13 protein-coding genes are annotated in these 15652 nt (G+C 66.0%); 7 read left to right on the top strand and 6 right to left on the bottom strand.

Annotated features, from left to right (window positions below):
* Positions 1-46 precede the first annotated feature (46 nt).
* Complete coding sequence (locus tag LFT46_RS20295; protein ID WP_236820862.1) at positions 47-1012, bottom strand: VOC family protein; 966 nt, start codon at positions 1010-1012, stop codon at positions 47-49.
* Between the two features lie 250 nt (positions 1013-1262).
* Between LFT46_RS20295 and ligM the strand changes: the two genes are divergently transcribed.
* Together ligM and LFT46_RS20285 are read left to right on the top strand one after the other, a co-directional pair.
* Complete coding sequence (gene ligM / locus LFT46_RS20290; protein WP_236820861.1) at positions 1263-2675, top strand: vanillate/3-O-methylgallate O-demethylase; 1413 nt, start codon at positions 1263-1265, stop codon at positions 2673-2675.
* Positions 2665-3489: an NAD(P)-binding domain-containing protein gene (locus LFT46_RS20285; protein ID WP_236820860.1), complete on the top strand. Its 825-nt coding sequence runs from the start codon at positions 2665-2667 to the stop codon at positions 3487-3489. The genes ligM and LFT46_RS20285 overlap by 11 nt, the downstream gene beginning before the upstream one ends.
* Positions 3490-3525: 36 nt before the next feature.
* Here LFT46_RS20285 and LFT46_RS20280 read toward each other — a convergent pair whose 3' ends face one another.
* The 4 genes from LFT46_RS20280 to LFT46_RS20265 form a co-directional block, all read right to left on the bottom strand.
* Complete coding sequence (locus LFT46_RS20280; protein ID WP_236800316.1) at positions 3526-3762, bottom strand: hypothetical protein; 237 nt, start codon at positions 3760-3762, stop codon at positions 3526-3528.
* A 105-nt stretch (positions 3763-3867) separates the two neighbouring features.
* Positions 3868-5118 (bottom strand): pyridoxal phosphate-dependent aminotransferase, encoded by a 1251-nt coding sequence (locus LFT46_RS20275; RefSeq protein ID WP_236820859.1) that lies wholly within the window; start codon positions 5116-5118, stop codon positions 3868-3870.
* Between the two features lie 38 nt (positions 5119-5156).
* Positions 5157-6848 carry an alpha-amylase family protein gene (locus tag LFT46_RS20270; RefSeq protein ID WP_236820858.1) on the bottom strand — a complete coding sequence of 564 codons (1692 nt, stop codon included), beginning with the start codon at positions 6846-6848 and terminating at the stop codon, positions 5157-5159.
* The gene (locus LFT46_RS20265; protein WP_236820857.1) at positions 6845-7873 is read right to left on the bottom strand and encodes a TIGR03885 family FMN-dependent LLM class oxidoreductase; all 1029 of its coding nucleotides are present in this window, start codon (positions 7871-7873) and stop codon (positions 6845-6847) included. The genes LFT46_RS20270 and LFT46_RS20265 overlap by 4 nt, the downstream gene beginning before the upstream one ends.
* A 165-nt stretch (positions 7874-8038) precedes the next feature.
* Between LFT46_RS20265 and LFT46_RS20260 the strand changes: the two genes are divergently transcribed.
* Both LFT46_RS20260 and LFT46_RS20255 read left to right on the top strand, forming a co-directional pair.
* Entirely contained in the window at positions 8039-8962 is a 924-nt protein-coding gene (locus tag LFT46_RS20260) for an AEC family transporter (RefSeq protein WP_236800312.1), read from the top strand.
* A gap of 53 nt (positions 8963-9015) precedes the next feature.
* Positions 9016-10104 (top strand): ATP-dependent DNA ligase, encoded by a 1089-nt coding sequence (locus LFT46_RS20255; protein ID WP_236820856.1) that lies wholly within the window; start codon positions 9016-9018, stop codon positions 10102-10104.
* Between the two features lie 165 nt (positions 10105-10269).
* Here the strand turns inward: LFT46_RS20255 and LFT46_RS20250 are convergent, their stop codons facing one another.
* Positions 10270-11589 (bottom strand): MFS transporter, encoded by a 1320-nt coding sequence (locus tag LFT46_RS20250; RefSeq protein WP_236800310.1) that lies wholly within the window; start codon positions 11587-11589, stop codon positions 10270-10272.
* A gap of 233 nt (positions 11590-11822) precedes the next feature.
* Between LFT46_RS20250 and LFT46_RS20245 the strand changes: the two genes are divergently transcribed.
* From LFT46_RS20245 to LFT46_RS20235, 3 genes are all read left to right on the top strand, one after another.
* Positions 11823-12686 (top strand): IclR family transcriptional regulator, encoded by an 864-nt coding sequence (locus tag LFT46_RS20245; RefSeq protein ID WP_236820855.1) that lies wholly within the window; start codon positions 11823-11825, stop codon positions 12684-12686.
* Positions 12687-12839: 153 nt separating this feature from the next.
* On the top strand, positions 12840-13721 hold the full coding sequence (locus tag LFT46_RS20240) for a shikimate dehydrogenase (RefSeq protein ID WP_236820854.1): 882 nt from the start codon (positions 12840-12842) through the stop codon (positions 13719-13721).
* Entirely contained in the window at positions 13721-15613 is a 1893-nt protein-coding gene (locus tag LFT46_RS20235) for a bifunctional sugar phosphate isomerase/epimerase/4-hydroxyphenylpyruvate dioxygenase family protein (RefSeq protein ID WP_236820853.1), read from the top strand. Before LFT46_RS20240 ends, LFT46_RS20235 begins: the two co-directional genes overlap by 1 nt.
* Positions 15614-15652 lie beyond the last annotated feature (39 nt).

Raw genomic sequence — 15652 nt, 5'->3', positions numbered from 1 at the left:
GATGTTGCACCTCTCTGTGCGGTACTGCCGGGATCTTTTAATTTTGTCACTGGCGGATGTTTGGCGTTCCATGCGTATGGAACGTCTCGATGGTCTTCATGCCCCAGGCCTGGCCCTTTTTGCGCTCCTCCTGGCTCCACTCCACTACCGGTGAGTCCGGGTCCAGCAGCAGGCGGGCCCCGGCGTTGGCCAGTTCGATGCGGTTGCCGCCGGGTTCCCAGACGTAGAGGAAGAATGTCTGGTTGATGGCGTGCTTGTGCGGCCCGGATTCGATGTGGATGCCGTTTTCAAGGAAGATGTCCGCGGCCTTCAAAATGTCCTCGCGGGTATCGGGGGCGAACGCCACATGGTGGAGCCTGTTGCCGTGTTTCAGCCAGTCGTCGGAGTACACGATGTCGTAGGACTTGTTGTTGAAGTGGAACCACCAGGCCGCGTAGCCCCCGTCGTCGAGCCGGATGCGCTCACTCTCCCGCCCGCACAGCGCATGGGCCACGAACTCCCCGTTGGCCACCACGTCCTTCGCGAGGAAATTGATGTGGTCCAGCCGCCGCGCGTTGACGCCCCTGCCGGGGAAAGCCGAGGCTTGGTTCTTCAGCGCGGGCTTGTCGTCCGTTGCCACATACCGTTCGCTTTCGTAGTAGACGCCCATAAGGTGCCCGTCCGGGTCGCGGAAGGAGTACGTGGGCCCCGTCCCCACCTCCCCGTCCTCCCAGCCGATGCCCAGGCCGGTGGCTTCAATGGCGGCGACCCTGCGCTGCAGCGCCTCCTGGCTGGTGGTCCGGAAGGTGGTGCGGCCGACGCCGGCATCTTCAGAGGCGGTGAGCTTCAGGGTGTAGAGCTGGTATTCATCCCACGTCCTCAGATAGGCGGACTTCCTGCCGTCGCTGCTGGTCTCCGCAACGACGCGCATGGCGAGCAGGTCCCGGAAGAACCAGAGGCTTTCGTCGAAGGCGGGGGTCAGCAGTTCGACGTTCCCCAGATGGGCAACGTCGAACGAGGTATACCCGGTCATGGAGCTTCCTCTCTAAGGGGGGTGTTCCGGCGTTGAGGCGGGACGCGGGAAAATCTCGTGCCGTCCGATGCCATGGAGTGGGTCACCATAGTGCCTTACGGCCCACGGTCAGTCCTTTCCGGCGAACATTGCCAGAGAATCACGCTCTGGAACTTTGGTCAATACATCCCATACAATTTTGTTAGCAATCGCGCGCCAGCCCTTTCAGGGGTGCGTTTCGGCAGTGCCCACTGAACCGAAGGAGAAAGCCATGGCCCCGAAGTCCCTCCAGGAATTGCTTGATGCAGCAGGCAACACCGTTGATCTCCTGCGCAATTCCCAGCTCGGCACCTATATCTATCCGGTGGTGCCCGCAGAGTTCACCAACTGGCGCCGCGAGCAGCGTGCCTGGCGGGAGACAGCAGTCCTTTACGATCAGTCCCACCACATGGTCAACTTCTTCATGAACGGCCCCGACGCCCTGAAGCTTCTTTCTGACACTGGCATCAACAGCTTCGCCAATTTCCCGGTGAACACCGCCAAGCAGTTTGTACCGACGGCGTCCAACGGCGGTGTGATCGGTGACGGCATCCTGTTCCACCTGGCCGACCAGGAGTTCGTCTACGTGGGCCGGGCACCGGCGGCGAACTGGCTCCAGTTCCACGCCGAAACCGGCGGGTACCGCGTGGAATGCACCTACGATGACCGGTCGCCGTCCCGCCCCTACGGCCAGGCGGTCACCCGGAAGTACTTCCGCTTCCAGATCCAGGGTCCCAACGCCTGGCAGATCATCGAAAAGCTCAACGGCGGAACCCTTGAGCAAGTGAAGTTCTTCCACATGGGCCACTTGAACATCGCCGGGGAGCAGGTGCGCACCTTGCGCCATGGCATGGCCGGGGCCCCGGGGCTGGAAATCTGGGGACCCTACGAACAGCACGGCAAAATCCGGGATGCCGTACTCGAGGCGGGGGCTGAATTCGGAATCGAACCGTGCGGGTCCCGCGCCTACTCCTCGAACACGCTGGAATCGGGCTGGATCCCGTCGCCGCTGCCGGCGATCTACAGCAGTGACGCCGAACGGGCCTACCGTGAGTGGCTGCCGGCAACAAGCTACGAAGCGGTCAATGCGCTCGCCGGCTCGTTCGTCTCCAACGACATCGAAGACTATTACCTCACGCCCTGGGAGCTCGGCTACGGATCTTTCGTGAAATTCGACCACGACTTCATTGGCCGCGACGCCCTCCAGCAGATCGATCGAGCCAGGCAACGGAAAAAGGTGACCCTTGCCTGGAACGACGAGGACCTCGCCCGGATCTGGGCATCGTTCCTGGACCGTGACACCCCGGGCTACCAATTCTTCGACATCCCCAACGCCAACTATGGCTCGTCCAACTACGATTCCGTGGTGGACGCCGACGGCACGGGCGTCGGCCTCTCGCTCTTCACCGGGGTCACGGCCAACGAACGCCGCGGCCTTTCGCTGGCAACGGTTGATCCAAACGTAGAGCTGGGAACGGAAGTCAGGGTTATCTGGGGGGAGCCCGACGGCGGGTCCCGCAAGACAACGGTGGAGCCGCACGAACAGATCAGCGTCCGTGCCGTGGTCAGTCCCGCCCCTTATGCCGTCACTGCCAGGACCGAATACCACGGGGGCTGGCGAACCGCGGCCGCCGGTGCGCGGTAGCAGGCGGGGGACGGACGGTATCTGGATCGCCGTCCTGGGCCTCGGGGAAGCCGGAAGCATCTATGCGCAGGACCTTGCTGCCCGCGGGCTGAAGGTCACCGCGACAGACCCCGCCGTCGAGGCTGTCCCGCTGGGCGTCGTGCCCGCCGGCTCCATCAGCGAAGCGGTGACCGGTGCAGGCCTGGTGCTCAGCCTGGTGGGAGGACGTGCTGCGGAACATGTCCTCCAGGAGGCGCTGCCCGCCATGGAACCGGGGGCTCTCTTCGCGGACCTGAACACCTCCGGACCGGACCAAAAGCGGCGGCTCGCTGAACAGGCAGCCCGCAGGAACGTCCTTTTCGCGGACGTGGCCGTTCTGGCGCCTGTACCCCGCAGCCGGATCGATTCGCCCCTGCTGATAAGCGGCACGGGGGCGGATGCCCTGGCATCCCTCTTCGGCGGTTGGGGCATCCCGGCCACCACCGCAGGAATTGAAGCGGGGGCGGCAGCGGGCCTCAAGCTGCTCCGCAGCGTGTTCATGAAAGGGCTGGCGGCGGTCATCCTGGAGTCGGTCACTGCCGCCGAAGCGGCAGGCGCGAAAGAGTGGATGATCGGCCAGATCGCGGGAGAGCTGGGTCCCTCCGGCCCGGCGCTTGTGGCCCGGATGCTTGAAGGTACGGGCCTGCACGCTGTGCGACGGGAAGCGGAGATGTTGGATGTGCGGGCATTCCTCGAGTCGTTGGGAACCCCGCATCCGGTGACCGATGCCGCCATCGCGTGGCTGCAGTCGCTGGCGCATATGGACCAGGGGCGGATTGCGGACAGTCCTTCCTGACTACGTCCGCCTCCCGCCTCCCGCCGCCCGGAAGTCCTAAGCCACCCGCCAGACGCTGCACTCGTCCGTATTGATCGCCTTGCGGAGGCCGGTGAGCCGGTCCAGGATCCAGACGACGCCGATGCCGGGGGCGGTTTCCTGGACGCTGCCGCGGCGGATCACCACGTCGTCGTAGGACGGCCCCACTGAGAGGCGGGCTTCAATTTCGTCACCGCGGTGGAGCTGGTCCAGGGCGCGGATTCTGGTTACATGCGGGGTCGCTTTCTTCAACATCGGGGCCTCCTGGCTGGAGCTGGTGCCGGCTCTTGCCTGCACTCACCAGTGTGGCCGCGCAATGTTGCGTACCGGTTTCCCCGCTGTTAGGGGCCGGTTAGTTCTTCACTCCGTCACTGTTTCAACTTCGAAGGCCGCCTCACGGTTGCGGTAGGCGGCAAGGAACGTGGAGATCCGGCGGACCGCTTCCTCGATCTCGCGCACCGAGGGAAGGATGACGAAGCGGAAGTGGTCCGGTGTGGGCCAATTGAAGGCCGAGCCGTGCGAGACCAGGATTTTCTGGTCCTTCAGAAGATCCAGGACAAACTGTTCGTCGCTGTCGATCGGGTAAAGCTCCGGGTCCAGGCGGGGGAACAGGTACATGGCGCCCGACGCCGGCACGCACGTTACGCCTGGAATGGCAGTGAGGAGCTTGTGGGCCAGGTCCCGCTGCTCGCGTAGGCGGCCGCCCGGCTGCACCAGGGCCTCGATGCTTTGGTATCCGCCCAGGCAGGTCTGGATGGCGTGCTGCGCCGGGACGTTTGCGCACAGCCGCAGCGAGGCCAGCAGTTCCAGGCCCTCGCGGTAGGCGGCGGTGGCGGCCAGGGGCCCGGTGATGGCCACCCATCCCGCACGGTAGCCGGGCATCCGGTAAGCCTTGGACAGGCCGCTGAAGGTCAGGCAGCAGACGTCCTCGGCCACGGCGGCGGTGTGGATGTGCTTGGCGTCTTCGTAGAGCACCTTCTCGTAGATCTCGTCGGAGAACAGGACCAGGTTGTGCTTCCGCGCCAGGGCCGCGAACTGCTCCAGGATGTGCCGCGGGTAGACGGCCCCGGTGGGGTTGTTCGGGTTGATGATGACGATGCCCTTGGTGCGGCTGGTGATTTTTGCTTCCACGTCCGCCATGTCCGGCCACCAGTTCTCCGCCTCGTCGCAGAGGTAGTGCACGGGCTTGCCGCCGGTAAGGGTCACGGCAGCGGTCCAGAGGGGGTAGTCCGGTGCGGGGACCAGGATCTGGTCGCCGTTTTCCATGAATGCCTGCAGGCACATGGAGATCAGTTCGCTGACGCCGTTGCCGATCACGATGTCCTCGACGCCGATATTCATCAGGCCGCGGGTCTGGTAGTACTGCGAGATGGCCGTCCGCGCGGTGAAGATGCCCTTTGAGTCGCTGTAGCCCTGGGCGCCGCGCAGGTGATGGATCATGTCCACCACCACGGACTCGGGCGCTTCCAGTCCGAACGGCGCGGTGTCCCCGAGGTTCATCTTCAGGATCCGGTGCCCTTCAGCCTCCATGTTCTTGGCTGCCTGGAGGATGGGTCCCCGGAGTTCGTACCGGACGTTCTGGACTTTGCTGGAGTGCTGCATGGCGTGCATGGTTGATTTTTTCACAAACCACGACGGCGGACGGCCGGTTACGGCGCCAGCCGGTCACCTTTGCGGTGCACACGGAACCAGCGGCAGCCATAGCGCCCCAGCTCCACCGTGAAGCCGCCGTCGGGCGCCAACCCAACGCTGTCGCCGTCGAACAGGTCCAGCAGCATGGCGTCCCGGAAGCCCCGGGGACCGTGATCCGGCTCCAGTCTCCCGCTGACCTTCACGGAATCTTCGCCGAAGTTGTGCAGCAGTACCAGCGTCCCGCCCTCGGAACTGCAGGTGTGGGCGAACACCGCGGGCTCACCCTGGTCGATGACCCCGAAGCTGCCCCAGCCCAGCTCGGCGGCCTCACGGTACCGCGCGATCAAGGTGGCCATGAAATTAAACAGCGACTCCGGGTCCCGTTTGGCCGCGGCGGCGTTGACCCGGTCCGGACCGTACTCCCCGCGCACCAGGGGTGCCACCAGGTCCGCTGTTTTGGCGCTTGAAAAGCCGCCGTTCTTCTCGTTGTTCCACTGCATGGGGGTACGGACGGCAGCGCGGCCCTTCTGCCGGAGGTCTTCACCCATGCCGAGCTCCTCGCCGTAGAACAGCACCGGGGTACCGGGCAGGGAGAACATCAGGGAGTACACCATCCGCAGGCGGTCCGGGTCCCCGCCGAGCATTGGCGGCAGCCTCCGCCGCAGTCCGCGCCCATAGATCTGCATGTTCTTCTCCGGCCCGAAAGCTGCAAAGACCTCCTGGCGCTCGCCCTCACTGAGCTTGTCCAGCGTGAGTTCGTCGTGGTTCCGGACGAACATTGCCCACTGGTTGTCCGGGTTGATTTGCGGCCGGCCCTTCAGCGTTTCCGCCAGGGGACGTGCATCCTGCCTGGCCAGGGACAGGTAGAGGTGCTGCATGGACAGGAAATCGAACTGCATGTTCAGCTCGTTGCCTTCCATTCCGCCGAAGTACTCCAGCTGCTCCTTGTAGGACAGGTTCACCTCGCCCAGCAGCACCGCGCTGCCGTTGCGCCGGTTCAGGAAGCTGCGCAGTGCCCTGAGGTAGCCGTGCGGGTTGATCCTGGCTGCCTGGTCCTTGGGCTCGCCCCTGGTCTCCAGGAAGAACGGCACAGCGTCCAGCCGGAACCCGTCCAGTCCCAGTTCCAGCCACAGTCCCATGGCCTTGGCGATCTGGTCCCGGACCTGCGGATTGGTGACGTTCAGGTCCGGCTGGTACTTGGCGAACATGTGGAGGTACCACTCGCCCGTGGCCTCGTCCCGGGTCCACAGCGAGTTCTCCTCCCCGGGAAACACCACCTCGGCGGAGGTGTCAGGGGGTGTGTCCTTGCGCCAGACGTAGAAATCGCGGTACGGGTTGTCCGTGGACTTCCTGGCCTCCACGAACCACGGATGCTGGCTGGAGGTGTGGTTCACCACGAAGTCCGCGATCACCCGCATCCCCCGGTCCTTTGCGGCGCGGATGAATTCCACCAGGTCGCCCAGCGTGCCCAGCCGCGGGTCCACATTGAAGAAATCCGTCACGTCGTAGCCGTCGTCGCGGTCGGGGGACGGGTAGAACGGCATCAACCAAATGCAGGTCACGCCCAGGGCAGCCAGGTAGTCAACCCGCTGGGTGAGGCCGGCGAAGTCCCCCGTGCCGTCGCCGTCGTCGTCATGGAACGTCTCCACGTCCAGGCAGTAGATGACGGCGTTCTTCCACCAAAGGTCGGAGGTTTCGGCGATCCTCATGCGGAAGCGTCCGACGCCGGTTTGCCGGCTGCCGCGGCCAGTTGCGGTTCGGCGGGGGTGCCTGCGGGGGTGCGCAGTTGGGGGAGCACCTCCGCGGCGAAGGCGTCGATGAAGGCTGCCTGCTCCTGCCCCACGAAGTGCAGGTACAGCTCGTCGAAGCCAAGGTCCGCGTACCCGGCCAGCCACTCCACGTGCTGCTGAAGATCCGCGGAGACATTGACGGCGCTGCGGACCTGATCTTCGGGCACATGCGCCCCCGCGGTGTCGAAGTGCCGGGCGGTGGGCAGGTCCCAGGGGATGGGCGGAGCGAAGGTGTTGGTCCGCCACTGGTCCAGGGCAATGGCCGCGGCTTCCTTGTCCGTGCCCGCCCACGACAGGTGGACCTGCAGTACCGCCTTTCCCTTGCCGCCGTTGTCCCGGTAGGCGGACAGCATGTCCCGGAGCTTTGGCGCCGGCTGGTTTATGGTGACCAGGCCGTCCGCCCAGGTGGCCGCGCGGTGTGCCGTTTCCACGCTGACGGCGGGTGCGATGAGCGGCGGCGGTGTGTCCGGAACGTCCCAGATCCGCGCCTGCTCCACCGTGACCAAGCCCCGGTGGGTCACCTCCTCGCCGCGGTGCAGGCGGCGGATTACGTCCACGCATTCCTCCAGCCGGCGCTGCCTGATGTCCTTGGCGGGCCACGCGTCCCCAGTGATGTGTTCGTTCATGTTCTCGCCACTGCCTGGGGCGAACCAGAACCTGCCGGGGAACATGCTGGCCAGCGTCGCCGTGGCATGGGCGGTGATGGCCGGGTGGTAACGCTGACCCGGCGCGGTCACCACCCCGAACCGCAGGCTGGTGGTGGCAAGCGCCGCGCCCAGCCAGGACCACGCGAAGCCGGCGTGCCCCTGCCGTTGGGACCATGGTTCGATATGGTCTGAACACATGGCCGCGTCGAAGCCTGCGCGCTCTGCGTGCTGGACGTCCTTGAGCAGCTGGCCGGGGCTGATCTGTTCGTGCGAAGCGTGGAAGCCGACGGTAACCATCGTTAACCTGTACCGCCCCGGAAGCGCCGTGTCGAGGGGCCGGCGGCACGGCGGTGGGCCATTCTGTGGACGCTTCTGGCGCAGCGCTCCTTATTCGATAAGTTTGGGACTTGTAGTACTGCCTTCCTGCGGTGGTGCATGGTGGAAGCGGAAGGAAGTACCCACGTGGGCGGTGTGCTCATCGGACTGGCGGTGATCGGCGTGGTCATCGCCGTCGGCTATATCGCCGCGCGCTGCGGGCTGGGGGATGAGCCCACCATTTCGGCGCTGACGCGGACCGCCTTCTTCATCACCAATCCGGTGCTCCTCTTCACGGTGGTACTGAAATCGGATTTGTCAGTGGTCTTTTCCGCCTACGTTCCGCTTGCCATCATCACTGCAGGGGTAACGGCACTGCTCTATGTCGCCGCCAGCCGCATCTGGTTCCGGCGGCCGGCGGCCGAAACAGCTCTTGGTGCCATGGCCGGGTCCTACGTCAACGCCAACAACATCGGCATCCCCATCACCCTCTACGCCCTGGGTGACGCCACCCCGGTAGCCCCGGTCCTGCTGGTCCAGCTGCTCCTGTTCGCCCCGCTGGTACTGACCCTGCTGGACCTTTCGGCGGCCGGCCGGTTCTCGCCCCGGCTGATGCTGACCCAGCCCTTCCGCAACCCCATGATCATCGCCTCGCTGCTGGGCGTGGTCCTGGCCGCATTCCATGTGCAGCTGCCGGAACCTGTGATGGCACCGCTGACCCTGCTGGGCGGCGCCGCCGTCCCTGTGGTGCTCCTGGCGTTCGGCATGTCGCTGCGCGGGACCAGGATGCTTCGGAGCGGCGGCCACACGGCCGAGATCCTCACTGCCACGGCACTCAAGTCCGCGGTGATGCCGGCGGTGGCGTTCGTCGTCGGACGCTTCCTGTTCAACCTGGACCACCGGATGCTCTTGGGCGTGGTGCTCATGGCGGCACTTCCCTCGGCCCAAAACGTCTTCCTGTTCGCCAGCAAGTACGGACGCGGGGTGGCTGTCGCCCGGGAAACCATCCTGCTTTCCACCGCGGCCGCAGCACCGGTGCTGGTGCTGATCGTCTGGCTGCTGGCGGGCTGACGCCGGGCGCGCCGCCCTACCGCCAAGCGGGCCGGCCGGGCAAGAATGGGCACATGGAACTTCCCGTGATGCCGCCCGTCCCGCCCATGCTCGCCAAGGCCGTCAGCGGCATCGACGGCATTCCAGGCAGCGGGGACCTCAGCTATGAGCCCAAGTGGGACGGCTTCCGCTCAATCATCTTCCGCGATGGTAACGACCTTGAGATCGGCAGCCGCAACGAAAAACCCATGACCCGCTACTTCCCGGAACTCGTTGCCGCGCTCAAGGAGAACCTGCCGCCGCGGTGCGTGGTGGACGGCGAGATCATCCTGGTGGGGACTTCGGGCGACCGCCTTGATTTCGACGCCCTGCAGCAGCGGATCCATCCTGCCGCCAGCCGCGTGAAGCTGCTGGCACAGCAGACACCCGCCTCCTTCGTGGCCTTCGACCTCCTTGCCCTCGATGATGACGACTACACCGGCAGGCCTTTTTCCGAGCGGCGGGCGGCGCTGGAGAAAGCCCTCGCGGCCAGCAAGGCACCCGTCCACCTGACAGCCGCAACCACGGACAGGGACACGGCCGCGCAGTGGTTCGAGCAGTTCGAGGGGGCCGGGCTGGACGGCATCGTCGCCAAACGACTGGACGGCAGGTATGAGCCGGACAAGCGGGTGATGTTCAAGGTCAAGCACGAGCGCACCGCGGACTGCGTGGTGGCCGGCTACCGGCTCCACAAGAGTGGCCCGAACGCCATCGGTTCCCTGCTGCTGGGCCTGTACAAGGACGACGGCGGCCTGGCCAGCGTGGGGGTGATCGGCGCCTTCCCCATGAAGAAGCGGCAGGAATTGTTCGAACAGCTCCAGCCGCTGGTCACCGACTTCGAGGTCCACCCCTGGGCGTGGGGCAAGCAGGAGGAGGGCGAGCGGACGCCGCGGAACGCCGAAGGCAGCAGGTGGAGCGCCGGGAAGGACCTCTCCTTCGTTCCGCTTCGGCCCGAACTGGTGGTGGAGGTCCGCTACGACCACATGGAGGGCGACCGTTTCCGCCACACGGCGCAGTTCAACCGCTGGCGGCCGGACCGGGACCCGGAATCCTGCACGTATGAGCAACTGGAGGAGCCGGTGAACTTTGACCTGGCCTCGGTGCTGGAGACCGGCCGGGGGTAGCGGCCCCCTGCCGGGCACCCGGCCGGGCTCCGTCGTCGTGCATTCCTGCCCGGTTACCGGTGTCCAGCCTGTTGCGGCGCAACGGAAAAGCCCGCCGCCCCTGGTTTTTCCAGGAGGCGGCGGGCTTTCTGCGTTAAGTAACCGGGCAGGAACGCGCGCGGGCGCCTACTTCAGGCCGAGCTGCTTGGTGGGTGTCCGGAAGGACTCCTTGGCGGTCAGCGCTGACACTGCGGCGATGGCGCAGATGATGGCCGTGAAGATGGTGATCTGCACCCAGCCGCCGGCCTTGATGCCGCCCATGGCAGCCACGATGGCCGGAGCGAACCCTGCCATCAGGAAGCCCAGCTGGGTGCCGATGGCCAGACCAGAGAAGCGGACCTTGGTGCTGAACATCTCGGCGTAGAAGGACGGCCATACGGCGTTGGCGGCCGCGTAGCCACCGGAGAAGTAGCCGATGGCGGCCAGGAACATCAGCGGGACGCTGCCGGACTCCAGGCTGAGCAGGAACACGGGGGTCAGGAGCGCGCTGGCCACGGCGCCGTAGATGAAGACGGGCTTGCGGCCGATCTTGTCAGCGAGCATTCCGAACAGCGGCTGGGTGCCCAGGGCCACGATGTTGGCGGCCACCACCAGCCACAGGGTGGTGGTCCCGTCAACGCCGGCCACGGTCTTGGCATAGCTGATGGCCAGGGTGCCGAACACGGTGGAGACGGCGGCGATGAAGGCGCAGCAGATCACGCGGAGGACGTCGCGCCAGTGGCCCTTGAGCAGGTCAGCGACCGGGAGCTTGGCGATCTGCGCGGTCTTCCGGGCCTCTTCGAAGGCGGGCGGCTCGTGGAGCGTGCGGCGGATGAGGAATGCCACCACAACCACCGCGGCGCTCAGCCAGAACGGGATGCGCCAGCCGATGCCGAATTTGATCTCATCCGGCAGGGCCAGGACGGGAATGAACACCAGGGCGGCGAGGATCTGGCCGCCCTGCGTTCCCGTGAGCGTCCAGGAGGTGAAGAAGGAGCGGCGGTTGTCCGGGGCGTGCTCAAGGGTCATGGAGGAGGCGCCGGCCTGCTCACCGGCGGCGGAGAGGCCCTGGCACAGCCGGGCCAGCACCAGCAGGGCCGGAGCCCACCAGCCCACAGTCCGGAAGTCCGGGAGGCAGCCGATGACGAAGGTGGACGCACCCATGAGCACCAACGTGAACATCAGGACCTTCTGGCGGCCCACCCGGTCACCGAAGTGGCCCAGGATGATGGCGCCGACGGGGCGCGCCACGTAGGCGAAGCCGAAGGTGGCGAAGGACATGATGGCGGCGTTGGCATCGGCACTGGGGAAGAAGACCGTGGGGAAAATCAGCGCCGCGGCGGAGCCGAAGATAAAGAAGTCGTAGTACTCGACGGCGCTGCCGAGGAAGCTGGCGAGGGCGGCCTTCCTGGGCGTCCCGGCATGCGTGAGGGCACCCGCCTCTGCGGACGGAAGTGTCTTGCTCATGGTGTTCCTTTGGTGTGACGACATTGTCGCGGATGGATCTGGTGGTCGCAGCCGCCGCTGCCTTGGTGCGGGCGGGGCGCGATGCGGCTGGAGTCCGGAAAAGACCCGGCATAAATAGCCACATGGTGGGAGCTACTTGTGCGATACAGAAACTATGACTGTGAGGGCTGTCACCTGTCAATAAAAATAATCACCATCTAGAAGCAGCTCTCACATTGTGGCAACATGGAGTCATGAGTGTGAACCAAACCACAGCGATCAACGACGACTCCGCTGTAGCCGCCCCCACTGCGGAACCTGTCAACGCCATGCCTCCGGAGGGAAGGGTTGCTGCCCGTCCCGCCGACCGCACAGACATGGTGGGCAAGGCCCTTGGCCTGCTCGTCCTGCTGGGCGAGGAACCGCGGGGCGCCACCGCCGCAGACATCTCCCGCCGGGCGGAACTTCCGTTCAGCACCACCTACCGCCTGCTCGGCTCCCTGACCCGCGACGGTTTCGTCGACTACGAGCCGGACGGCCGCCGCTACCACCTGGGCCTGCGGATCTTCCAGCTGGGGCAGCGGGTCTCCAACCACCACGGCTTTGCCGGCACTGCCATGCCGGTCCTCCGCCGGGTGACGGCCGAAACCGGCGAAGCGACCATCCTGAGTGTCCGCGACGGCCTGCATCACCTGACCGTGAGCAAGGTGGACGGCCCGCAGACTTTCCGGGTGACCAGCGACCCCGGCCACTTGGGCTCCCTGTCCGCCACCGCCGTCGGCAAAGCTCTTGTGGCGTTCGCCGAGGACGCCGAACGGGAAAAACTGCTGGACGAACTGCCGCTGGAAGCGCTCACCGGGAAGTCCATCACCGACCGCGACGCCTTCCGTGCGGAAATCGACAAGGTCCGCAGGCAGGGCTACGCCGTCATGGATGAGGAAAACGAGGCCGGCATGCGGGCCGTGGCTGTCCCGCTGCTCAACAGCCAGGGACATGCCTTTGCCTCCCTGGCCACCGCCGTGCCCGTCTTCCGACTGGGCCTGGATGAGCTGGTTGCCCATGTACCCCTGCTGCAGGAGGCGGCTGCGGAGCTCGCAGCACGGCTTCCGCAGCGCTAGCGGGCTGCTTCATTACGCCCTCTTGACCCGCCAATGTTCGTATCTAGAACAACGGTGCGATAAGTGAACAGCTGATGTACCGTAATCCCTATCACCCCGCAGCGCGGCCCAAGTTCCGCTGCTGCCCGGTGCCGTACCAAAGGAGCTGCACGCATGAGCAATCGAACTGAGTCCTACCTGGTGGGACTGGTTGGTGATGGTGTGATGCCATCGCTCACGCCGCCCATGCATGAACGGGAAGGTGATGTGCAGGGCCTGCGCTACCTCTACCGGCCCATTGACCTGCTTGAACTGGGGCTCACCGGGGAATCCGTGGGTGACATCCTGAACTGCGCCCGCAACCTGGGCTTCAACGGCCTGAACATCACCCACCCCTGTAAGCAGCTGGTTCTGCAGCACCTGGACGAGGTGAGCCCCGATGCCCGCCGCCTGGGCGCCGTCAACACCGTGGTGATCCGCGACGGCAGGTTCATCGGCCACAACACCGATTTCTCCGGTTTCGCCGCGGCGCTCGCCGCCGGACTTCCCGGCGCCCGCCTGGACCGTGTGGTGCAGCTTGGTGCCGGCGGCGCCGGATCGGCGGTGGCCTACGCCCTGCTCACCGCCGGCGTGCGGACGCTGGACCTGGTGGACATGGACCCCGCCCGGGCCACCGCACGGGCTGCCGAGTTGCAGGCCTTTTTCCCGGACAGCACCGTCACGGCAGGCACGACGGCGGAGCTGCCGCAGCTCATGCCCCTGGCCGACGGTTTGGTGCACTGCACCCCGGTGGGCATGGCCGCCCACCCCGGCGTCCCGCTGGACCTGGACCTGCTGGAGCCCCGGCACTGGGTGGCGGACATCGTCTACCGCCCCATCGACACCGAACTGGTCCGCGGCGCCCGCGCCAAGGGCTGCGAGGTGCTGGACGGTGGCCGCATGGCGGTAGGCCAGGCCGCCGACGCCTTCCGGATCTTCACCGGGCTGGAGGCGGATCCGGACCGGATGCGCTCACACTTCCTGGAACTCGTGGCCGTCGAGGAGGTGGCCGCCTGATGCGCACCGGAATCGCCACCGTCTGCCTCTCCGGGACCCTGAAGGAAAAGATGCAGGCCTGCGCCATCGCCGGCTTCGACGGGATCGAGATCTTTGAACAGGACCTGGTCACGTCCCCGCTCAGCCCCGAGGACGTGCGGAAGATGGCGGCGGACCTGGGCCTTGGCCTGGACCTGTACCAGCCGTTCAGGGACTTCGACGGCGTCTCGCCGGACCTGCTGAAGGCCAACCTCCGGCGGGCCGAGGCCAAGTTCAAGCTCATGGCGCGCCTTGGCATGGACACGATCCTGGTCTGCTCCAACGTCGCCACTGCCACCATCGACGACGATGCCGTCCGCGCCGAACAGCTGGCGCAGCTTGCCAACCTCGCCGGGGACCACGGCGTCAAGGTGGCCTACGAGGCCCTGGCCTGGGGCAAGTACGTCAACGACTACGAGCACGCCTACCGCCTGGTGGAGATGGTGGACCACCCCAACCTGGGAACCTGCCTGGACTCGTTCCACATCCTGAGCCGGGACTGGGAGACCTCCCACATCGAGGCCTTTGACCCCGAAAAGATCTTCTTTGTCCAGGTGGCGGACGCCCCCAAGCTCTCCATGGACGTCCTCTCCTGGAGCCGCCACTACCGCGTGTTCCCCGGCGAGGGGCAGTTCGAGCTGGCCAAGTTCATGGGCCACGTGGTCCGGGCAGGCTACTCCGGTCCCGTCTCCCTCGAGGTCTTCAACGATGTCTTCCGCCAGTCCGACGTTGAGCGTACGGCCGTGGACGCCATGCGCTCGCTCATCTGGCTGGAGGAGCAGAGCGCCAAGTGGCTGGCCGGCACCCCAGCCGAAGGTGCGGCGGGGAACAGCGGCGTGGTCCGCCGTCGTTATCCCATGGAACTGGCCACGCTGCCCAAGGTGAACGAGCCCGCCGGCTTCAACTTTGCCGAGGTGAAGGCGGACGATACCGCGCAGCTGGAGAAGTTGCTGGGCCAGCTGGGTTTTGCGTTCGAGGGCCGGCACCGCACCAAGGACGTCCAGCTGTGGACCATGGGCCAGGCGCGGGTGATCATCAACGAGCAGGCCGCGCAGCACGCGGAACCGGCCATCGCCGCGCTGGGGTTCGACGTCGATTCCCCCGTGATTGCCTCCGCCCGGGCCCAGCAGCTCAAGGCGCCCGTGGTGGCCCGCAAGGTGCAGGCGGACGAGGAAGTGTTCCAAGGCATCTCCGCGCCGGACTCCACCGAGATCTTCCTCTGCCAGGGCAGCCCGGACGGCACCGCAGCGTGGACGCATGAGTTCGGGGAAGGGCTCGAACACCCATCAGCCGGGTCCAGTGCCGTGATCGACCACGTCAACCTTGCCCAGCCCTGGCAGCACTTTGATGAGGCCGTCCTCTTCTACACCAGTGCCCTGGCCCTGGAGCCCCAGCCCTTCGCCGAGGTGCCCAGCCCCAGCGGCCTGGTGCGCTCACAGGTGATGCAGACCTCCGACGGCGCGGTGCGGCTGGTGCTGAACCTGGCCCCCATCCAGCAGGCACGGAACGAGGCCCGCAAGACCTACCAGGAACACATCGCCTTCGCCGTGGACGACCTCGTGGCAACCGCCCGGGCTGCGAGGGACCGCGGCCTTGAATTCCTGGAGATCCCGGCCAACTACTACGAGGACCTGGACGCCCGGTTCGACCTCGAGCCGGACTTCCTGGCCACCCTGCAGGAGCTCAACCTGCTGTTCGACCGGGACGCTGACGGAGAATTCCTGCACTTCTACACCGCCACGGTGGGCAGCGTGTTCTTCGAAATGGTGGAACGCCGCGGCAACTACGACGGCTACGGCGCCCCCAACGCGCCGGTGCGCCACGCGGTCCAGTACGACTCGCTGCACCGCAGCACGCCACACCGCACCACTTAGACCAGAGCAGGAAACGAACAAAACAGAAAGGAGCCAGCC

Source organism: Arthrobacter sp. FW306-07-I (assembly GCF_021800405.1).
Taxonomy (GTDB): Bacteria; Actinomycetota; Actinomycetes; order Actinomycetales; family Micrococcaceae; genus Arthrobacter.
Note: the sequence above shows the minus strand (reverse complement) of the source record. Positions and strands in the feature narration are given on the sequence as shown.